This window comes from Arthrobacter methylotrophus (assembly GCF_039539965.1).
Classification (GTDB): domain Bacteria; phylum Actinomycetota; class Actinomycetes; order Actinomycetales; family Micrococcaceae; genus Arthrobacter; species Arthrobacter methylotrophus.
In genome coordinates, this window is record NZ_BAABED010000001.1 from 3829913 (window position 1) to 3849770 (window position 19858).

The following is a 19858-nucleotide window of genomic DNA, read 5'->3' on the forward strand; positions in this document are numbered from 1 at the left end:
GTTTAGAAGTACAGCACGCTTCCCCACCACGAGGAGAAACGCATGACGCCCGCACGACGCCGGTCCGCCGGGTCCGGTTCACGGACACGGTTCCCATCCCTGCGGCGGGCGGTATCGGCACTCGCTGCCACGGTCTCCGCCAGCCTGCTACTGAGCGGCTGCGTGTTCTCCTTGCCGGCACCCACTGACGGAACCGGAAGCGGTTCCGTCAGTGTCAGCACCCCGGACGCGTCCATTGCCGCTGCGGCCCCGGCGGGACTGGAGAGTTTCTACTCCCAAAACCTGAGCTGGACGTCCTGTGAACAAGGATTCCAGTGCGCCAACATCAAAGTGCCGGTGGACTATGCCAAGCCGGACGGCGGCAGCATCTCCATCGCCGCCATCCGACTCCAGAGCCAGGGCACGAAGAAAGGCTCACTGCTGGTCAACCCAGGCGGTCCCGGCGCCTCAGGCTATGACTTCGTCAGGGATGCGGCCAAGACGCATTTCACCAGCAAATTGCGGTCCGGCTTCGATCTGGTGGGCTTCGATCCCCGCGGCGTCAAGCGTTCGGCGCCGGTAACGTGCCTCAGCGATGCCGAGCGCGATGCATCCCGCGAAAAGGTCTACAACTACGACACAGACCAAGGAATCGCCGCGGCACTGGCAGACACCAAAGCCATCAATGCCAAGTGCGTGGACCAGTCCGGTCCGGCCCTGGCACACATTGACACCGTTAGCTCCGCCAAGGACATGGATATCCTCCGCGCGGTGCTGAACGACGCAAAGCTCAACTACTTGGGCTTCTCGTACGGAACCTTGCTCGGCTCCACCTACGCGTCCTTGTTCCCGGACAACGTCGGCAAGCTCGTGCTGGATGGTGCGGTGGATCCGGCCCTCAACAACGAGGACCTCACCGCCGGCCAAGCGGAAGCGTTCGAAAAGGCACTCCACACCTATGTGGCGGATTGCCAAGCGAAGGCCGGATGCCCGCTGACAGGGGGCGTCGACAATGGCGTGCAGCAGATCCAGGGTCTCATTGCCGACGTGGAACAGAATCCCCAGCGGGCAAAGGACGGCCGGCTGGTGACGGGGGCGACGCTTGTCAGCGCCATTTTCACCCCGCTCTACGACAACGAATCGTGGCCCGTTCTGACCCAGGCGTTGGTGGCCACGTTCAAGGGCGATGTGTCCCTCATGCTTCGGATTGCCGACTTTGGCGCGGACCGGGAGCCGAACGGCACTTACAGTTCCAACACCACGTTCGCGTTCAACGCCATCAACTGCCTGGACTACCCCATGGTCACGGACACGGCGGGAATGCGTGCTGAGGAAGCCCGATTGAAGCAGCTCTCCCCCACCTTCGGCTACTACTTCGCGTACGGCGGCATCAATTGCAAGGACTGGCCGTACAAGCCAGTGCACACGCCGGCCCCCGTCAAGTACACCGGCAAGGCCCCGGTTGTAGTCATCGGCACCACCGGCGACCCAGCCACACCTGTGGCATGGGCAGGTTCATTGCGGAAACAGCTCGGCAACGCTGCCCTCGTGACGTGGCAGGGCCAAGGCCACACCGCCTACGGCCGCTCCAACAGCTGCGTGTCCAACGCTGTCGACGACTACTTCGTGGACGGGAAGGTGCCGTCAGACGGGACCATGTGCTGACTGGCTTTTGGCTGGGCCGCCACAAGCGACCACAATTGGGGCTGGGCTGTGCTGGCAATCCCTGGCGCGGCGCGGACGCGTGGTGCTTGCGGCCCTCAAAGCTGGTCATTTGTTGAGGCGTAGCCCTGAACGGTGAGCCCGGATTGCCGCCTGCACCTCGGCAACCATTGCTTCCGGATGGTGCACAACGTCCTCGTAGAAGTACCTCAACACGGTGAAGCCGCCGGCAACGGAAGTGTTGTTCCGCCGTCGATCCCTCTTGATGGCACGGGGCTCGAAGTGCGTTTTGCCGTCCAGCTCAACGATCAAGAAGCGCTCGACGACGAAATCGACTTCTCCGACTCCAGGCAGTTCCACGTGCTGCACGAAGGCGATTCCAGCTTGCTTGAAGTGCATGGCCGCCAGGGGTTCGAGCAAAGAATCTGCTTTCGGGCACACGAAATCCAGAACGTCCCGCGCCCGGCCATTCCGGTTGCCAGGTAGCCTTTTGCGCAGGAAATCCACAGTTGTGTCGCCGCGAATAACCGCACATTGCACCATGACCAGCGATTCCTCGGTTGGCCGGCATCGCAAGGCATGCACCAGCACATCGGCAAGAGCTGCCACCGGTCGGCCCGGCATGGGTGGCAACGAAGCGCTCCGGTGCAGCACTACGCCGTCGCGAGGTATCCCGTTACCGCAGACTAAATGGAGCTCATTGGCTGGATTCAGTTGCCAGAGTCCATAGTGTGGGGCGGCCGAGATGCATGTGAGGACACCTCCGTGCTTGTATGCCGCACCAAATTCACGGGGCGCATCGGCCAAGGCCAGCACGCCGCGGTAAGGGACCACCACGCGGTCCCGCCGTGCCGCGGTGCGGAGCTGCCAAGCCCCGACACCGGCCTTGAGGAGGTCCCGGCGCAGGGCCACTCCCCCTCGTGCACGAAGAGCAGCCATGAGATCCATACTCCACAATGCCCACAGGCAGCGTTCCTAGGGAGACGGCACCATGCCTATGTGGATAACCCGGGGAATTTTAACCCCGCCACGTCTCACCGCTTTTGCCCACCACCCTGAAACGTCAGTGGCGGGCTGGCGGCTCGCGCGGTGCGGAGCACACGGGAAAGTTGGTCGATCGTTGAGACCTGGTCCTAGAGCCGTGCTGCGCGCGGTTCCAGTAGCGCAGGAAGGTTCTTGACTGAGGGCACGACGGCGGTGGCGCCGGCCGCGCGCAAGGCCGCCTCGGAGTGGAAGCCGGTGAGCACGCCCACCACGGCGGAAGCCCCGGAGCGAACGCCGGACAACATATCCGAGCTCGTGTCCCCCACAACGACGACCTCGCGTACATCATCCAGGTCAAGGGCCAACACTGCCGTGAGAATCATGTCCGGGTAAGGGCGACCGCGGCCGGCGTCGGCGGGGCACAGGCTCAGATCGGCCTTCCCCATCCAGCCCAAGGACTCAAGGACCATGTTCTGAGTATGGCGTCCGAAGCCGGTAGCCAAGCAGACGTTCATGCCGGAGTCTCGCATCCAGTCAATGGTTTCCTCGGCTCCAGGAATCGGCCGGACGCCGCCGTCGGCAATCAGATCGTCGTAGGCGCGCTCAAAGGTCTTGTTGGCGCTCTCGGCCCGTTCCAAGTCTTCGAAAAGGTGGCTGAAGACGGTCAACTTCGAAAAGCCCATGGTGTCCCGGGCGTAGCCGAGCATGCTTTCGAAGCGGGAGGAACCGGGCTCGACGCCGGTCTCTTGCAGCGCCCGGGACATGGCGCGTTCCGTGCGCCCATCGTCCGTGATGGTGGTGCCCACCATGTCCAGTACAGCAAGCCGGAGCCGCTGTGCACGATGTGCCCCGGCGTCGTCCGCGTTGATCCTGTTGCTGCTGTCCATGCTCATGGCGCCCCTTCGCTGGTCGATGGCCGGAATCGCGCGGCCACGTTATTCCGCCCAGCTTGCCCCCGGTCCGCGACGACGGCCTGAACCGGGCGCAACGTGTGGGTGAATTCCGCAACAACGCCGCCGCGGGAGCTACGTCCGCCGCTGTTTTGACCCGGGCGAGGTGACTCTATTACAGTTGTATCTTGCGTGATTCAGCCGGAATCCGGACGATCACGCGGTGCTTCCTTAGCTCAGTCGGTAGAGCGTTTCACTCGTAATGAAAAGGTCATCAGTTCGATTCTGATAGGAAGCTCGGAACAGAGTAGGCCCGCATCCCGGTATTCACAAGGGATGCGGGCCTACTTATTGTCCGGCGTGCTTGCCCTGAAACGCCTCAGGTGTAGCCGATACCACTCTCCCGGCATGTCTCGGCACGGGAGCGCATACGGTGTTTTGCCCAGATTAGCCAAGGCATCAGGTGTCGGATCGGGCTGACGCTCTCGATTAGGCATCGCACGATTACGCGCCCCACGCGGACGCTTGATGACGGACGGCGACACATGGTGCCTGAGTTACAAATCTTCCAGCAACGAAGGTGGCCATGGCTGCGATAGAAGCGCTGCCGGCAGCCGGATCGTCATGACGAGGACCACCCCTTAGGCGTTTGAGTACCTGTCGAGCGCTCCCCTTGGCGATCTTATGGGAATCTTGATCCTTTCTTTAGGCGATCTTGACCTTCGCCGCGTAGGGCAAATTGTCTCTTGAGGGATATCCCAAGCTACGATCAGCAGGTTGTCCGACTGAAAGGCGCCGTTGCTTGTGGATCCAGACCGATATTTCAGCGGCCTAATGGTCTTCGCTGGCCTCTCACTCGTACTGATGTTTTCCGTCCATCTGCTCCTATTGGGGTGGCGCAAGCGGTCGGGCTCGGCATCGTCGCGCCCCGAGAAGTAGCAGCGGCCATGCCCTATATCGATATCAACCCTCATCGACAGCGACCGAGATGGATCAGCCATGTCGGGCTGGGCGTCTTGGCGGTGCTCGCCGTCGTGGTCGTCGTTGTTGCTTTGGCCGGCACATAATCGAATGACCAAGACCAGCATCGAGGCCTGACAGCCTACGTCGACCGGAGCTCCGGGGAAGGCGAACCGGTGACAAGGAAGCCGGTAACGGCTCGCTGGGGACCGGTGCCGTCGTGAGCGAAGGGTCCCGAAGGGCGGCGCGGGTCCCGAAGGGCGGCGCGGGTCCCGAAGGGCGGCGCGGGTCCCGAAGGGCGGCGCGGGTCCCGAAGGGCGGCGCGGGTCCCGAAGGGCGGCGCGGGTCCCGAAGGGCGGCGCGCGACTTATCAACGCCCGGATGGAAACCGTCACCGAGAAACCGTCGTTCCGGAAAGCGGCCTCGGCGCGACGCGTGTCGCTTGCTGCCGATGGGTGCTACGAGTGGGAGAAGCTCCCGAGTGGCGGGAAAATCCCGAGCTACCTGCACGACCCCGATGACCAGATCCTGGCTATCTCGGTACTGTTTGAGAACTGGCGGGATCCGGCATTGCCGGACGGACACCGTGACAAGTGGTTGCGGACGTCCGCGCTTTGCTTGACTCCATGCCCGAACCTCGCCGTGTGCCCTGGGTCGTGATTGAAACCCGAACTCAACCAGCCGGCCGCCTGAACCCGCTACCTTTGCTCGCTGTCTCAGGTGTCTCATTTTCCTGCTTGGCACTCACGCAGATCGCTTCAACGTTCGAGAGTGATCGCGAGTTCCGACACGCCGCCGGAATTTCATCTGCAGGACAACTTGGCCGATGGCTTGGACCCCTACGATGAAGCGTCATCACTCGTCTATTTAGGAGATCCATTTGTCGTACCAACAGCAACAGACCACCCAGTTTGGCAGCGCCGTCCCGCTTTGGGCCCCGTACTACGGTGCTCCTATCGGCGAAGCAGCACGCCGGTTCTTCAAGAAGTACGCGACCTTCACCGGCCGGGCCAGCCGTAGCGAATACTGGTGGTGGACCCTCATCTCCGGCGTCGTGAGCATTGTGCTGAACATCATCATGTCCGTGGCCGGCTCCGCGGGCGCGACCGTCAATGACTCCGGGGCAATGGTTCCGGGGCCCGGCATGATTGTTGGCGTCATCCTCTTAGTCATCTGGGGTCTGGCAGTCATCGTCCCGTCCTTGGCCCTCGTCGTCCGGCGCCTGCACGACGCGAACTTCAGCGGCTGGCTGATCCTCATCGGACTCGTTCCGTTCCTCGGTGGCCTGGCGCTGCTGATCTTCATGTTCCTTCCGCCCAAGCCCGAAGGCCAGCGGTTCGACGTCCCGGCCTAGTCTTTACCAGAGGACGCATTGAAGGGCCGCCATTCGGCGGCCCTTCCCTGTCTGTCTTGGAGGGCAGCGCCCCCGGCCACCGTCAGCTTCGAGTCCTCCGAGGTCGGCATGGCCCGGTTTTCTTGTCGGAGGGCCAGGGGGCGTTTCAATCTGGTCAGGCAGGCCGAGGCCAGTCGCGATGATGCCTATGAGCCCGTGTACTACACCGGGCGCGACGTGGCCGGCTATCAGCCCAAGACCATCCTTGCCCTTCTCGACGGGGTATGGCACACCGGGGTCGACGGCGCCACCTCCACGCACATCATCAAGCCGGTGGTCACAGGAAACGAACACGCCCTGCACGCCGAGGCCTACTGCCTGGACCTGTACCGGATCCGCGTCGTGGCGAGCAGGCCGGACCGCTCCATCTCCGATCACCTGTACGGGATCGCGCACACCGGGCCCCGCGGGGCTTGTGACAACTCCTATAACCTCGTCCCGGTGAAGGTCTACTGATCCGGGCGGCCGGGAGCGATCGGCGAACCGGGGTCTCCAGAAGGTCAGGTCCGGCCGAGGAGCTGCTGGTAGAGCGCACGGGTCGTCGGGCTGGGCGAGACGCCGAGCTGTTCGCGGAGAAGGTCGGACAGCTGCACGTATACGGCCAGCGCCTCGGCCAGGTTGTCCTGGGCGGCGAGAGCTTGCATCAGGTAGCGATGGCCGCTTTCGCGCAGAGGGTCCAAGGCGATGAGTCGGCGGCCGGCGCGGACGGCGCCAGCCACTTCGGCGCCGCCGACGCCGAGTTCGGCGGCGGCGTAGCATTCCAGGGCTCGCAGCCGGATCTCGGCGAGCTGCTTACGGGTCTGGTCGATCCAGTCAGCATCCTCGCCGGGCAGGAATCCGCGTTCGGCGACGAACAGCGCCACCAGAACAGGCCCCCAGGCACGGGTCCAATCATGCTGAGCGACGGCGGACTCGGCGCGGTGAATTGCTTCCACTGCGGCTTCGAGGTCGATCCACGCGCCGGGAAGATGGAGCTGGACGGTGACGCGTCCATCCACCGCATCCGAACCGAAGACGTGGCGAAGCTTCGAAATCAACGGGTTGAGGCGCGCGTCGATCCCGGCGGGATCGGGAGAGCGCCAGAGCGCCTCGACCAGCTCGTCGCGAGGCACCAGACGGTGCCGGTTAATGACGAGGTACGTGAACAGCAGGCGTCCCTGACGACCGGGCAGGCCGTGGTCGAGCCTGAGCCCGTCCCGCTCCACCACCAGCGGTCCGCAGATCTGGATATGCAGCGCTGACTGCACGGTCATGACACCATGATCGCATGTGCCCTCATCACTCCGAGGGCTCGACCAGGTTTGGGAGGTCGTTATGGCGAAGCTCATCCGATGCGAATGTGGGTTCGTCGTCCGCGGCGACACCGACGAAGAAGTGATCGGTGCGATCCGCGGCCATATTGCCAGCGACCACCCGGCGCTCCTCCGCGCAGTCAGTCGCGAGGACCTACTGGGGTGGATCCAAGTGGAATAGCCGGACCACCCCGACGCCAAGGTATCGCCAACCTTGAGCCAACTCTGGCCCAACGACAGGCGGGCAGACTATGGACATGCTCATCGAACCCATCTGGCTGGCACATCACCTGTACGATCCTGCGGTCCGCGTCGTCGAAGTGGACGTTTCCGCGGCCGCCTACAATCAATGGCACATCGACGGCGCCGTACTGTGGAACGTCTACGCCGACCTCAAAGACGAGCGGTATCGCCCGGTCGGCAGACAAGCGATCGAACGACTGTTGGCTCGCTCAGGCATCGGCCCGGCCTCGACGGTCGTGTGTTACGGCTACGCCCCGGCGCTCGGCTACTGGCTGCTCAAGCTGTACGGGCACGCCGACGTCCGCATCCTGAACTGCTCACGAGACGCCTGGCGCGCCGAAGGACATCCCTGCGGCACCGCGCCGTCCCGTCTGGAAGCGGCACCGTACCCGCTCACCGAACGGGACCACGGACTGTTCGCCGACATGCCGGCCGTGCGGCAGGCCATCAGGCGCCCGGGAACAACAATTCTGGATGTCCGCTCCGAGTCCGAGTACGCCGGTGAGCGGTTCTGGCCATCCGGCGGAATGGAACCGGGAGGGCGCGCGGGCCACATCCCGACGGCCGTCCACCGGCCGTTCGGCGATCTCTACGATCAGAATGGCGCATTCCGCCCGATCATCGAGCTGCGCCAGGCGATGCCCGTACCCGAGCTCGAGGGAGAAGACGAGCTGATCACGTACTGCACCGTAGGCGGCCGCGCGGCCACCGCATGGTACGTGCTCACCGAACTTCTCGGACGAGAGCGTGTCCGGGTCTATGACGGATCCTGGGCCGAATGGGGACTTAGCCCAGACGCTCCGGTCGAGACACCGCGCAGATCCCCGACCCTGGAGCGCTCCGTCAATGAAGGGTAGACCTTTATGAACGGGCTGGCAGTCTGTCCCGGTTGACGTATGGGCCGCGGGACACCTGCTGGGCCGGCGCGAGCGCTAACCGTCCTTGACCGGTATCGCCACCGCCGCCTCGGTCGCGAGCATGCCCAGCTCTCCCGGGATGCACCAATCTTACGCGTGCTCTTGCTCCTGAATTGGTTGAATGTGGGGAGAGTGTCACGTTAGATGGGCCGTGTGAGCGAGTCCCGAATCCGGTGCCAAGTGAACCGCATCAGAACGGCCTCGCCTTGCCAGGAGGCCGAGCAATGACACGGGAATTCACGCTTTCCCTAGCTGATCCGCGCGCGACGCTGGAGAACGTCGGCGGCAAGGGTGCATCGCTCGCGCGACTTGCCGACTGGGGCTTGCCGGTACCAGACGGCTTTCATCTCACCAGCGAGGCGTACAGAGACTTTGTGACTGACAACGGACTCGAACCTGCCATCTTGGATGCGCTTGACGCCGCGGACCCATCGCAGCCCTCATCGTTCGAGACGGCGTCAAGCGTCATATCCGGTCTGTTCGCCAGCGCTCCGATGTCGCCTGAGATCGCTCACGCCATCGCGGGCGCCTACACACGGTTGCCCGGAGGTGCTGCGGTCGTCGTGCGTTCATCTGCCACGGCGGAAGACCTGCCCGGAATGTCCTTCGCGGGTCAACAGGAGACCTATCTTAACGTGCGCGGCGAGGAGGAGCTGTTGGGGGCGGTGGTGCGCTGCTGGGCCTCCCTGTGGACGGCTCGTGCGATCGCCTACCGGCTGAGGATGGGGGTCGACCAGCGATCGGTGTCCATGGGGGTGGTGGTCCAGGTCATGGTGGCCTCGGAGGTTTCGGGGGTGCTGTTCACGGCCGATCCCACCACGGGCGAGCGCGAAGAGATGGTCATCAACGCCAGTTACGGCCTCGGGGAGGCTGTGGTGTCGGGCCGGGTTACGCCGGACACCTTCGTGGTGGACAAGACCAGCCTGATAGTGAAGAGGGCGACCCTCGGGATGAAGGACGTCTCGATCCGGGCCACCGGGGAACAGGGAACGGTCACTGAAGGCGTTCCAGAAGGACGCCGCAGGCAGCTGGCCCTCTCGGAGCGAAGTGTGAAGGAGTTGGGGAAACTGGCTCTTCAGGTGGAGAGGGAGTCTGGCGGCGTGCCCCAGGACCTCGAGTGGGCGGTCGCCGATGGGCGCTACTGGATCCTCCAGGCCCGGCCGATGACGGGCCTGCCGGCCGCCCCGCTCAAGGACATGCGGTGGGATCCCCCCATCCCGGGAACGAAATGGATCCGTCGCCAGGTGGCCGAGAACATGCCCGAGCCCCTGTCTCCGCTCTTCGAAGAGCTTTACCTCAGCGATGGGATGGAGCTCGCCATGCAGATGGACATGGAGATGCTGGGATACCCAGGTGTCGTCGCCAACACTGGCCTCCCCTCCTACGCGACGGTCAACGGGTACGCCTACATGTGTGCAAGCTTCACCATCAATGCGAGGGGCCTGCTGAAACTCCTGGCATCCCTTCTCGGCGGCAAGACAATGCGCGCGACCTTCGTCCAGGCGATACCGTACTGGCGAGACGAGGTGCTGCCGGGCCACCTGAAGACCGTGGAACGATGGAAGGAATTGGACCTGGCCTTTGCACCGGACGAGCAGCTCCTCGACGGGATCCGCGAGCTCGCCCTCTCCGAGGCCCGCTACTGGGGCAGCACCACCCTTGCCCTGGCTGCCGCGAAGGGCAGCGATATGCTCCTCGGCCGCTTCCTGGCCATCGCCATGCCAAGAAGCGGACTGAGTAGCTCGCTTTTCCTGCGCGGGTTCCCCTCGAAAGCCCTCGAAGCCCAAGCCCAGCTCGAGGCGATTGCCGAGCACATCCGTGCCTCCGAGGATCTACGGCAGATCGCCCTTTCTATCCCCGTTCAGCGGCTGCTCGATGCCCTGAGCGCCGGGGGCGGCGACGTGGCCGAGCAACTCCAGGATTACCTCGGACGCTACGGCCACCAGGTCTATAACCTGGACTTCGCGGATCCGACCCAGGACGAGGACCCGATACCAGTCCTGCTGAGCCTGAAGGCTGAGGTGCATCACCCGGGCGTGGAGGTGAGGGTACGGCAAGCGGAGATGGTCCGCGACCGCGAAAGCCTGGTGGAACAGACGGCCCGCCACCTCGATCCATTGCGCCGGCGCCTCTTCCTGAAGATTCTCCACTGGGCACAGGGCTTCGCCCCCTACAGGGAAGAGACGCTCTTCTACATCGGTTCGGCCTGGCCTGCTCTCCGTCGTCTGGCGTTGGAGCTGGGGCGGCGCTTGGCCGAGGCAGGTTCCCTCGATGCCCCAGACGACGTGTTCTACCTTCAGACCCGAGAGTTGCTGACAGCCAGTGGGGGGCGAAGAGCAGGGCGGAACTGCCCGGACCTGGCCCGGATCGCCACGGAGCGCCGCGAGCTTCGAGAGACCCGAAAGCGGCTGCATCCGCCCGCGGCCGTGCCCCCTGCCGCCAGATGGAAATTCGGACGCATCGATCTATCCGGCTTCGAGACCCAGAAGAGGAACGCCGACGAGGGGCCAACCCTGCAGGGCTTCCCCGTGAGCCCCGGACGGGTCACCGCCCCGGCAAGCGTGATCCTCTCACCCGCGGACTTTGACAAGATGATGCCCGGCACCATCCTCGTCTGCCCCACGACCATTCCCGCCTGGACGCCGCTCTTCGCCCAAGCGCGGGGTCTGGTCACGGACATCGGCGGAGTGGCAGCCCACGGCTCCATCGTCGCCAGGGAGTATGGCATCCCTGCGGTCATGGGCACCGGCAACGGGACACAGCGGATAGTCAGCGGGCAACAGGTGACTGTAGACGGAGACGCCGGCACAGTGACCTTGGGGGTCTAGATCAGCATCATCCTGCTCTCCAGCCAGATGCTCACCAAGTCCCTTCGCCACCGGCCACCGGAACTCGCCGGAAAATGGTTCGACGCGGCAGTGACACATACGGCAAAGGGACACATACGGCAAAGGCCCCGCACCTGGCGGTGCGAGGCCTTCCCGTCAAGAATGTCGAGAAATTAGGCGAAGTCGGAAACTGCCGGATCCGGTCCGATGCGGCCTTCGGCGCCTCGGTCCAGGCCGTTAATGGCCTCGACGTCGGCTTCGTCCAGAGTGACGCCAAGCGCTGCGAAGTTCTCCTGAATCCGGGACTCGGTCACGGACTTGGGGATCACCACGTTACCGATCGCGAGGTGCCAGGCGATAACAACCTGCGCCGGGGTGGCGCCGTGCTTGGCGGCGATTTGCGCGATGGTGGCGTTCTCGAGAAGCTCGCCGCCCTGGCCCAGGGGCGACCACGCCTGGGTCAGGATGCCCTGGGAGGCATCGAATTCCCGGAGTTCGGCCTGGTTAAAGAACGGGTGCAGCTCGATCTGGTGGATCGCGGGAACTACGCCGGTTTCCTCGATCAGGCGCTGCAGGCCTTCTTTGCTGAAGTTGGAGACGCCGATGGACTTGATGCGTCCGCGTTTCTGGAGCTCAATGAGCGCCTTCCAGGTGTCCACGAACTTTTCCTGCTTGGGCTGCATCCAGTGAATCAGGTACAGGTCAAGGGTTGCCAGGCCGAGGCGATCCATCGATTCTTCGAACGCGGCGAGGGTGGACTCGTAACCCTGGTCCGCGTTCCACAGCTTGGTGGTGATGAAGATTTCCTCGGGCTTGAGGCCGGAGGAAGCGATGGCACGTCCCACGCCTGCCTCGTTGCCGTAGATCTTGGCGGTATCGATGTGGCGGTAGCCGGCGTCGAAGGCCTGGCGCACCACTTTTTCGGCTACATCGTCCTCAACCTGCCACACCCCGTAGCCGAGCTGGGGAATAGTGTTGCCGTCGTTAAAAGTGAGGTTCGGTGACGAAGTCATGGCCTCCATCCTGCCAGCCGCGCACACCGGGTGACTACGGATTCCGGCCCCTCTAAGCTAGGCGCTTAATAGTTGCCGTGTGGGAATAGACGCGTCTGCACCTAAATCGGCCGAAATCCTACAAGCCGGCATGTCCCCTCAATAACCGTTCGGCTTCCTCTACATGCTCGTAAACGGCTTCGGCGCGCCGTCGCACCGAAATCGCTCCCACAGGGACGGGCCCGACGGCGAGACGCAGCATCGCGGCTGCCTCCGCCGTCGTCGCAAGGGAGTTCCCCGCTTTGGACAGCGCACGGTGGACCCCGGCGAGCGGCCCGGGGATGTCGAGCCCGTCGCTGGGTGCCCGGAGCTGCGCCTCGACGCAGATGGCCCGCACCCTGGAGGACAAGTCGGCCAATTCGTTGGCAATGGCTACTAGCTCGACATAGAGCTGTTCGTCTTCTACGCCCTCAAGCACCTGGTGGTACCGGTCAAGGCCGCGGTGGAAGCGATCGTGGGCACGCCTCCACAATCCTTTGCCTAGCTCAGCATCATCCTTCCGTCCCTGCCGGACGGCCCCAAAAAATCCCAATCCAGCGCTCAGAGGTATTGGCCCGGGTGGCGGTCCGGGTCTTCAACGCGCGGCGGCTTGCCGGGTTCGGGTTCCTTGCCGGGAAGGTGGGCACGCTGCGGCTCACCATTCTCGCCAATAACGACGCCCGGGGCGATCATGGTCCCGGGCGGCAGCTGGCGAAGCTGCAGTTGGGCAACCGCGTGCTCCCGTGCTGCCTGTTGCGCTGCGATGGCGGTCTGGATTCCGTGGAACAACCCTTCGAGCCAACCGACCAGCTGGGCTTGGGCAATCCGGAGCTCAGCGTCGGACGGAGTGGAGTTTTCAGGGAAGGGGAGGCTGATGCGTTCCAGCTCCTCCACCAATTCCGGAGCGAGGCCCTCTTCCAGCTCTTTGATGGAGCGTTCGTGGATCTCGGCAAGGCGCCCGCGCGCAGCCTCGTCCAAGGGAGCACTCTTCACTTCTTCAAGCAATTGGCGGATCATGGTGCCGATCCGCATGACTTTGGCAGGCTCGTCGACGAGGTCCTGCAGCGTGCTGCCTTTCTTGGCACCAGACTTGGCCTCGGGCTTCGAGCCCGCTTCAGTTGTGCTCTCCGCCGTACCAGCGTCCAAGGTTGTGCCCTCCACCGGGATGTCGTCAAAGCTCTCGCCACTGGTTTGAGTGTCGTCCTGATCGCTCATGCGTTCATACTCTCACGGGCCGCAACTCAGCCCAGAGCCTTGACGAGTATTTCGCCTTCGTCCTTAGCGAAACCACATTTTTCATAGAAGCCCGTGGCATAGAGGTTGGCGGGAACCCAGACTTCTTCCATCCCGTGTTCCCGCATCCAGTCCTCCATGACGGCCAAGAGGGTTCGGCCGACACCACGGCGGCGGCACGGAAGGGTCCTCATCGAACAAGTTGTCTGTCTCGGCGAGGCGGATCAGCGCGTCGGCGTCGTCGGGGCCGAGCAGCCGGATCCGAACGTCGGCATTCGTCAATGATGCGATATCGGCACCTCCTGGAGGTAGCAGTTCATGCGGCGGGTACTCCCGGGCCACGGACCATTCCGGCTGTGCCGTTGCCGGCGCCATTGGCCTGCTGGACCAGCCTCGCCTCGCAGAGATCCAGCCAGCGGGCCTCAGCCTCGGCATGGAAGATCAGGGAGTCCAGGACGAGCAACCGCGCAGTATCCGCTAATCGCTGGTTGGCGGCCAGGTCCTTGCGGGTCTGGGTAAGTTCCTGCAGTTCCTTCAGCGAAATCTCACGTTGGGCCTGGATGAGGGCGGGGACGTCGATTCCCGCCGTCGTGACTGCCAGCGCCAGCTTAATGGCCAATTCATTCCTCGGCGGAGCTCCACGATCCACCGCAGTTGAAAACCATCGGGTGATCTCTTCAGCCCCGGCGTCGGTGACGCTGAAAAGCACGTGGCCGCGGCCGTCGTCGCCCTCTTTGCGGACCAAAGCGTCGCGCTCCAGCCGGTTCAGGGTGGTGTAAACCTGGCCTATGTTCAGAGGCCAGACCGCCCCCGTGCGTTCCTCGAATGCCGCCCGCAACTGGTACCCGTAGCGTGGCTGCTCCTGGAGCAATGCCAGGATGCTGTACCGGATGGACATCTCTCTCCTTCTGCAGCTGGAGCGTTCTAGAGCAGCAGCAGGACTTTGCCCATGTGCTCGCCGGAATCGAAGTATTCGTGGGCCTCGCGGACCTGTGCCAAGGGGAACGACTTTGCCACCAACGGCTTGATCCGGCCATCGGCGAGCATTGGCCAGACCGATTCACGGACAGCGTTCATGATCACGCCTTTTTCCGCGACCGGGCGCGGGCGCAGCGCTGTGCCGATGATCGCTGCGCGTTTGCTCAGCAGCTGGCCGAGGTCGAGTTCGCCTTTGGTGCCACCCTGCAGCCCGATCACCACCAGCCGGCCGTAGTCCGCAAGCGCTTCCACGTTCTGCCGCAGATATTTGGCGCCCACGACGTCGAGAATCACGTCCGCGCCTTTGCCTCCGTTTTGTGCCTTGAGGCTTGCGGGAAAATCTTCCTCCGCATAGTTGATGGCGATATCTGCCCCGAGGAAGGCTTTGGCAGTGCTGACCTTTTCAGCCGTTCCGGCGGTCGCCGCGACTGTGGCACCGTAGGCTTTGGCGAGCTGGATGGCCATGGTGCCAATACCGCCGGTGGCGCCGTGGATCAGCACAGTCTCGCCGGGTTGCAGCTGGGCAGTCATGATGAGGTTCGAGTACACGGTGGCGGCCACCTCGGGCAAGGCAGCAGCGGTCACGAGGTCCACGCCGTCGGGCAATCTCAGGACCTGTTCGGCCGGGACAGCAACCTGTTGTGCGTAACCACCGCCGGCAAGCAGGGCGACCACCTTGTCGCCGACGGAAAACGGTTTGCTCACCTCGGGGCCGAAAGCGGCAATCCGGCCCGAGACCTCAAGGCCAGGAACCTCGGATGCACCGGGGGGCGGCGGGTAGAAACCGCGGCGCTGCTGGACATCAGCCCTGTTGAGGCCGGCGGCGACGACGTCGATGAGAACCTCGCCGGGGCCGGGAACCGGAGCTGGGACGTCGCGGATTTCCAGAACCTCGGGCCCGCCCGGTTCGGAGATGTAGACGGCTTTCATGAAGTGCTCCCGATTCCTTGCTCAATGCAGTTAGCCTTTGGGACACCTTAACCGTGTTTATCGCAGCGGCAGGTTTTTGGCGCAGCCAACTCCCTATGAAACACTACTAGGCAGGGAAGGTTGTCCGAGCGGCCTAAGGAGCTGGTCTTGAAAACCAGTGTGCGGTAACCCCGCACCAAGGGTTCAAATCCCTTACCTTCCGCGTGGCGCATTGTTTGCGCAGCTGAGAGGCCGGTTCGTGCGAATCTTTGGATTCCACGAACCGGCCTCTCTCCTTAATCGGCGGGTCCTAAGGGCCGGGTTGGGGACCCGCCAAGAAGACGCGAATGGCCGGTTCCGCGAGCGGAACCGGCCATGATCGGCGTCGAGCGCTGGTAGCTTAGACGGCTACCTCAATGTATCCGTCCACCAGACGTGTGGCGTAGATTGCGAGCCGCAGTTCGGGGTTGGTGAAGCATTCGCCGGTTTCGAGGTCGTAGATCTCTTTGTGAAGCGGCGAGGCGATGGTGGGACGGCTGCCCCGGGAACCAGTGATACCGCGGGCCATGACGTTAGCCAAGGTGGCAGGATCCTGCTGCGCAACTGCGTAAACCTTCTCGGAGTCGACCCGGAAGATCGCCACCTGGACGCCTTCTATCAAGGCTGCCTCGCCCCACGCCGGCTCCAGCTCGTCCAACGGGCAGACGCGATGCCAGCCGGACGCCATCGGCGCGTTCGTCAGTTGTTCTTCCCGCTCCAGAATGACGGTCATGTCAGCCCCTCTCGCTCTTGACTGCGGCGGACGAATGATGTCCTTGCCTCTGTCCTTGCCTTTTAGGCGACTGCCGCCAAGCAGCCATACCTTCACGGTAGGCCCGTCATGTTTCGCCGGAATGCAATCGATGTGTCCGGTGCGTAAAAGAGACCTCACACGGAACGACATCCAATCGTGATCCAGAAGTTAAGACCACGAAACAAAAGGGAAACTGAAGGGAAACTGCCCGTCCGTAGTCTGAAGTGACAAGTTGCGGAGTACGTTCTGCGGCGTATGCGAAAGGCCACCAGTGACCGGACACACTTCCAACCCCGAAAGCCAGCGCCGTGTTGTTGTGGCAGGCGGAGGCCCTGCGGCCCATCGTTTTGCCGATGCCATGCATACGCGCGGTCTTGAGGGCTGGCACGTCACGGTCCTCACCGAAGAAGCGCATCTTCCCTATGACCGGGTCACGCTGAGCAAGGCCCTCATCGAGGTGGATCACGACCTCACTTTGGGGGACATGTCCATGTGGGAGCACGATGCCCTGGACCTGCGCACGGGCGAGCGGGTGGTGAAGATCAACGCCGCAGCCAAGTCCGTGGAAACCGCGGCGGGCAACAGCTACGAATACGACGCCCTCGTGGTCGCCACCGGCTCGGATGCGGCGCCGCTTCCCTTCCCCGGCGGCGAGCTCGCGCATGTCTACCGCACGCTCGAAGACGTCTGGGCCATTAACGAGGCCATCACCCGGCTCACGAAGAAACTGGGCCGCAAGGTCAAGACCGTCACCATCGGCGGCGGTCTCCTCGGCCTCGAAGCGGCAGCAGGCACCATGGAGCTCGGCGCGCATGCCACCGTCATCAACGGTTCACCCTGGCTCATGAATGCCCAGCTGGATGAAGGCGCAGGCCAGGCGCTGGGCCGCCTCGTCAAAGACAAAGGACTTGAAGTCCTCACCGGAACCTACCCGTCCGAAGTATTGACCGACGACGACGGCCAGGTCACCGGCGTCCTCATGGCCGACGGCCGGATCATCGACGCCGACATCGTGATCGCCGCGATCGGAGTGAGGCCGCGCGATGAACTCTTCCGTGCCGCGGAAGGCGAGGAACAGGTCTTCACGCTCGGCCAGCGCGGCGGTGTTGTCATTTCCGATAGTTGCGCCACGACAGTCCCCGGTATCTTCGCCATCGGTGAAGTCGCGAACTTCGGCGGGATGTGCCTGGGGCTCGTGGCGCCGGCGAACACGATGGCCGAGATCGTCGCCGACCGCCTGCACGGCGGACACGCGACCTTCCCCGGTTTCGACACCGCCACCAAACTCAAACTCTCCGGCGTGGACGTCGCCAGCTTCGGCGACGCGTTCGCCACCACCAAACACGCCCTGGAAATCGTCTACGCCGACCCCGCCCGCGGCGTCTACCAGAAAATCGTCACCACCGACGACGCCAAAACCCTCCTCGGCGGGATCTTCGTCGGCGACGCCACCCCCTACATGAGCCTGCGCCCCCTGCTCGGCCGGAAACTCCCCGCCGAACCCGGCGCCTACCTCACCGCCGCAGGAAGCACGGACGCCCCCGACACCGAACTACCCGACGACGCAATCCTATGCTCCTGCAACAACATCCCCGCCGGGACCATCCGCGAAGCCATCAACGCCTGCGGCGCCTGCGACGGCAACACCCCCGTCCAGGAACTGGGCGAACTCAAAACCTGCACCCGCGCAGGCACCCAATGCGGCTCCTGCGTGCCCATGCTCAAAAAACTCCTCGAAACCGAACTGAGCAAATCCGGCATCGAAGTCTCCAAAGCCCTCTGCGAGCACTTCAGCCTCTCCCGCCAAGAACTCTTCGACGCCATCCGCGTCCTGGAACTGGACTCCTTCGAAGACATCCTGGCCACCTACGGCACCGGCGCCGGCTGCGACATCTGCAAACCCACCATCGCCTCCATCCTCGCCTCCCAGCATTCCGCATACGTCCTCGACGCCGGCCGCGGGACCCTGCAAGACACCAACGACCGCGCCCTGGCCAACATGCAAAAAGACGGCACCTACTCCGTGGTCCCCCGCATCCCCGGCGGCGAAATCACCCCCCACGGACTGGGCATCATCGCCGCCGTCGCCCAGAAATACGGCCTCTACACGAAAATCACCGGCGGCCAACGCATCGACATGTTCGGCGCCCGCCTGGAACAACTCCCCGAAATCTGGAAAGAACTCGTCGACGCCGGCTTCGAATCCGGCCAGGCCTACGGCAAAAGCCTGCGCACCGTGAAATCCTGCGTCGGCTCCACCTGGTGCCGCTACGGCGTCCAAGACTCCGTCGCCATGGCCATCAACCTCGAACTGCGCTACCGCGGACTACGCAGCCCCCACAAACTCAAAATGGGCGTCTCCGGCTGCGCCCGCGAATGCGCCGAAGCCCGCGGCAAAGACGTCGGCATCATCGCCACCGACAAAGGCTGGAACCTCTACGTCGGCGGCAACGGCGGCGCGAACCCCGCCCACGCACAACTCCTCGCCCAAGACCTGGACAACGACACCCTCATCAAATACATCGACCGCTACCTCATGTACTACATCCGCACCGCCGACCGCCTCCAACGCACCGCCCACTGGCAAGAAGAACTCGACGGCGGCCTCCAACACGTACGCCAAGTCATCATCCACGACTCACTCGGCATCGCAGGCGACCTCGAAACCGCCATGGCCCGGCACGTCGAAAACTACCAGGACGAATGGGCCCAAACCCTCAAAGACCCCGAACGCCTCCGCCGCTTCCGCTCCTTCGTCAACGCCCCCGACCAAAAAGACGAAACCATCACCTTCACCCCCGAACGCGGCCAAATCCGCCCCGCCACCAACAAAGAAAAAAACGCCGTCCTGATCTCTTCCGCGACCATCCCCGTCCGCAGCCAGGGCTAAGAACGCACCTTTTGGCGGGCTACGGCGACGGCGAGTGGTCGCCGCTGGCTCCGGCCACGCCGCCCCGTAGCCCGCCGTCGGCGTCTTCCAAGAGGGCACTCAACCGCTCGACCTGCTCGGCCAGCCGGCGGATCTCCTGCCTCATGGGCTCCTCGGCGACTGTCGCGGCAGCCGCCGCTCCCGAGGAAACCTGTTCAACCAGCCACGAGGCAACCGAGGCGGTCACGACGCCCAAGACAGCGATTCCACAGACCATCAATCCCGCGGCAACGCAGCGACCCACCACGGTCACCGGGTAGTGGTCCCCATAGCCCACGGTGGTGATCGTGACCATGGCCCACCAGATGGCATCGCCAAAGCTGGTGATGTTGGCGCCCGGGGCGTTCTCTTCAGCATCGAGCACGGCGAGCGCACCGCAGTACGTCAGGAGGGCCGCGGACCCGAGGACAAAAGTGAGAATGCGGCCCCGCATCGCGTTTCCGGCGGTGCGATGAAGCAGCTTCAGTAGTGTTACGAGCCGCAACAGCCTCAGCGGTCGCAGGACCGGGAGAGCCAGTATCAGCAACTCATGGAGGTTTCGCACAAACCACCGAGCGCGACGCCGCGCCAAGAGGAGGCACATAGCGTAGTCGAGGGCAAACACCAGCCATGTGACCCAGATGATCGTCTCAACGACGGTGGACTGGGCCTCACTGAGATTGGCGATCACCTGGAACGAGTAGGCCGCCAGGAACAGCACTGCTGCCGCCACCATAGGCCACTCGGAAACCTGCCGCCATCGCTCTTAGGTCATTCGTCGATACTAGCCACCCGCCCTATTAGCTGCGTTCACCTGCTGGCACACGGCTGCCTCCCAGCAAACGTTCATCTCCCAGT

Annotated in this window: 21 protein-coding genes and 2 tRNA genes; 11 read left to right on the forward strand and 12 right to left on the reverse strand. The window is 63.7% G+C overall.

Annotation, left to right across the window (positions count from 1 at the left end; all coding sequences use genetic code 11):
• Nucleotides 1-42: 42 nt before the first annotated feature.
• Entirely contained in the window at nucleotides 43-1644 is a 1602-nt protein-coding gene (locus tag ABD884_RS19745) for an alpha/beta hydrolase (protein WP_345050254.1), read from the forward strand.
• A gap of 105 nt (nucleotides 1645-1749) precedes the next feature.
• Here the strand turns inward: ABD884_RS19745 and ABD884_RS19750 are convergent, their stop codons facing one another.
• Both ABD884_RS19750 and ABD884_RS19755 read right to left on the reverse strand, forming a co-directional pair.
• Entirely contained in the window at nucleotides 1750-2580 is an 831-nt protein-coding gene (locus ABD884_RS19750; protein WP_345050257.1) for an endonuclease domain-containing protein, read from the reverse strand.
• 194 nt (nucleotides 2581-2774) lie between these two features.
• Nucleotides 2775-3518, reverse strand: a complete 744-nt coding sequence (locus ABD884_RS19755; RefSeq protein WP_345050262.1) for an HAD family hydrolase — start codon at nucleotides 3516-3518, stop codon at nucleotides 2775-2777.
• 222 nt (nucleotides 3519-3740) lie between these two features.
• Between ABD884_RS19755 and ABD884_RS19760 the strand changes: the two genes are divergently transcribed.
• Nucleotides 3741-3813: transfer RNA gene (locus ABD884_RS19760), tRNA-Thr, on the forward strand.
• Between the two features lie 343 nt (nucleotides 3814-4156).
• Here the strand turns inward: ABD884_RS19760 and ABD884_RS19765 are convergent.
• Nucleotides 4157-4870, reverse strand: coding sequence for a hypothetical protein (locus tag ABD884_RS19765; RefSeq protein ID WP_345050265.1), 714 nt, complete (start codon nucleotides 4868-4870; stop codon nucleotides 4157-4159).
• Between ABD884_RS19765 and ABD884_RS19770 the strand changes: the two genes are divergently transcribed.
• The 3 genes from ABD884_RS19770 (at nucleotide 4857) to ABD884_RS19780 (ending at nucleotide 6324) form a co-directional block, all read left to right on the forward strand.
• A complete protein-coding gene (locus tag ABD884_RS19770) occupies nucleotides 4857-5135 on the forward strand; it encodes an SOS response-associated peptidase family protein (protein WP_345050271.1) in 279 nt (92 codons plus the stop codon). The two genes, ABD884_RS19765 and ABD884_RS19770, sit on opposite strands and share 14 nt — an antisense overlap.
• 220 nt (nucleotides 5136-5355) lie before the next feature.
• A complete protein-coding gene (locus ABD884_RS19775) occupies nucleotides 5356-5829 on the forward strand; it encodes a DUF805 domain-containing protein (RefSeq protein ID WP_345050274.1) in 474 nt (157 codons plus the stop codon).
• 18 nt (nucleotides 5830-5847) lie between these two features.
• Entirely contained in the window at nucleotides 5848-6324 is a 477-nt protein-coding gene (locus ABD884_RS19780; RefSeq protein ID WP_345050278.1) for a hypothetical protein, read from the forward strand.
• Between the two features lie 44 nt (nucleotides 6325-6368).
• Here the strand turns inward: ABD884_RS19780 and ABD884_RS19785 are convergent, their stop codons facing one another.
• Complete coding sequence (locus ABD884_RS19785) at nucleotides 6369-7121, reverse strand: AfsR/SARP family transcriptional regulator (RefSeq protein ID WP_345050282.1); 753 nt, start codon at nucleotides 7119-7121, stop codon at nucleotides 6369-6371.
• Between the two features lie 61 nt (nucleotides 7122-7182).
• Here ABD884_RS19785 and ABD884_RS19790 point away from each other — a divergent pair, with 61 nt between their 5' ends.
• The 3 genes from ABD884_RS19790 to ABD884_RS19800 all read left to right on the forward strand — a co-directional run bounded on the left by ABD884_RS19790 (nucleotide 7183) and on the right by ABD884_RS19800 (nucleotide 11148).
• Complete coding sequence (locus tag ABD884_RS19790; RefSeq protein WP_155854336.1) at nucleotides 7183-7341, forward strand: DUF1059 domain-containing protein; 159 nt, start codon at nucleotides 7183-7185, stop codon at nucleotides 7339-7341.
• A 76-nt stretch (nucleotides 7342-7417) separates the two neighbouring features.
• The gene (locus ABD884_RS19795) at nucleotides 7418-8260 is read left to right on the forward strand and encodes a sulfurtransferase (RefSeq protein WP_345050286.1); all 843 of its coding nucleotides are present in this window, start codon (nucleotides 7418-7420) and stop codon (nucleotides 8258-8260) included.
• Between the two features lie 284 nt (nucleotides 8261-8544).
• The gene (locus ABD884_RS19800; RefSeq protein WP_345050289.1) at nucleotides 8545-11148 is read left to right on the forward strand and encodes a PEP/pyruvate-binding domain-containing protein; all 2604 of its coding nucleotides are present in this window, start codon (nucleotides 8545-8547) and stop codon (nucleotides 11146-11148) included.
• Between the two features lie 173 nt (nucleotides 11149-11321).
• Here ABD884_RS19800 and ABD884_RS19805 read toward each other — a convergent pair whose 3' ends face one another.
• The 4 genes from ABD884_RS19805 to ABD884_RS19820 all read right to left on the reverse strand — a co-directional run bounded on the left by ABD884_RS19805 (nucleotide 11322) and on the right by ABD884_RS19820 (nucleotide 13540).
• Complete coding sequence (locus ABD884_RS19805; protein ID WP_345050293.1) at nucleotides 11322-12161, reverse strand: aldo/keto reductase; 840 nt, start codon at nucleotides 12159-12161, stop codon at nucleotides 11322-11324.
• Nucleotides 12162-12279: 118 nt separating this feature from the next.
• A complete protein-coding gene (locus ABD884_RS19810) occupies nucleotides 12280-12732 on the reverse strand; it encodes a hypothetical protein (RefSeq protein ID WP_345050296.1) in 453 nt (150 codons plus the stop codon).
• 8 nt (nucleotides 12733-12740) lie between these two features.
• Nucleotides 12741-13394, reverse strand: coding sequence for a bacterial proteasome activator family protein (locus ABD884_RS19815; RefSeq protein WP_345050299.1), 654 nt, complete (start codon nucleotides 13392-13394; stop codon nucleotides 12741-12743).
• Nucleotides 13395-13420: 26 nt separating this feature from the next.
• Nucleotides 13421-13540 carry a GNAT family N-acetyltransferase gene (locus ABD884_RS19820; protein ID WP_345050302.1) on the reverse strand — a complete coding sequence of 40 codons (120 nt, stop codon included), beginning with the start codon at nucleotides 13538-13540 and terminating at the stop codon, nucleotides 13421-13423.
• 10 nt (nucleotides 13541-13550) lie between these two features.
• On the opposite strand from ABD884_RS19820, the gene ABD884_RS19825 reads away from it, so the two are divergent.
• On the forward strand, nucleotides 13551-13697 hold the full coding sequence (locus tag ABD884_RS19825) for a hypothetical protein (RefSeq protein WP_345050307.1): 147 nt from the start codon (nucleotides 13551-13553) through the stop codon (nucleotides 13695-13697).
• A 31-nt stretch (nucleotides 13698-13728) separates the two neighbouring features.
• On the opposite strand, the gene ABD884_RS19830 is transcribed toward ABD884_RS19825, so the two are convergent.
• Nucleotides 13729-14310 (reverse strand): PadR family transcriptional regulator, encoded by a 582-nt coding sequence (locus ABD884_RS19830; RefSeq protein ID WP_345050313.1) that lies wholly within the window; start codon nucleotides 14308-14310, stop codon nucleotides 13729-13731.
• A 26-nt stretch (nucleotides 14311-14336) separates the two neighbouring features.
• Entirely contained in the window at nucleotides 14337-15320 is a 984-nt protein-coding gene (locus tag ABD884_RS19835) for an NAD(P)H-quinone oxidoreductase (RefSeq protein ID WP_345050318.1), read from the reverse strand.
• Nucleotides 15321-15434: 114 nt separating this feature from the next.
• Here ABD884_RS19835 and ABD884_RS19840 point away from each other — a divergent pair.
• Nucleotides 15435-15522 (forward strand) — tRNA-Ser (locus ABD884_RS19840).
• A gap of 177 nt (nucleotides 15523-15699) precedes the next feature.
• Here the strand turns inward: ABD884_RS19840 and nirD are convergent.
• Nucleotides 15700-16071, reverse strand: coding sequence for a nitrite reductase small subunit NirD (gene nirD, locus ABD884_RS19845; protein WP_345050323.1), 372 nt, complete (start codon nucleotides 16069-16071; stop codon nucleotides 15700-15702).
• 292 nt (nucleotides 16072-16363) lie between these two features.
• Here nirD and nirB point away from each other — a divergent pair, with 292 nt between their 5' ends.
• Nucleotides 16364-18982, forward strand: a complete 2619-nt coding sequence (gene nirB / locus ABD884_RS19850) for a nitrite reductase large subunit NirB (RefSeq protein ID WP_345050328.1) — start codon at nucleotides 16364-16366, stop codon at nucleotides 18980-18982.
• A 19-nt stretch (nucleotides 18983-19001) separates the two neighbouring features.
• On the opposite strand, the gene ABD884_RS19855 is transcribed toward nirB, so the two are convergent.
• On the reverse strand, nucleotides 19002-19736 hold the full coding sequence (locus tag ABD884_RS19855; protein ID WP_345050333.1) for a potassium channel family protein: 735 nt from the start codon (nucleotides 19734-19736) through the stop codon (nucleotides 19002-19004).
• Between the last annotated feature and the right edge of the window lie 122 nt (nucleotides 19737-19858).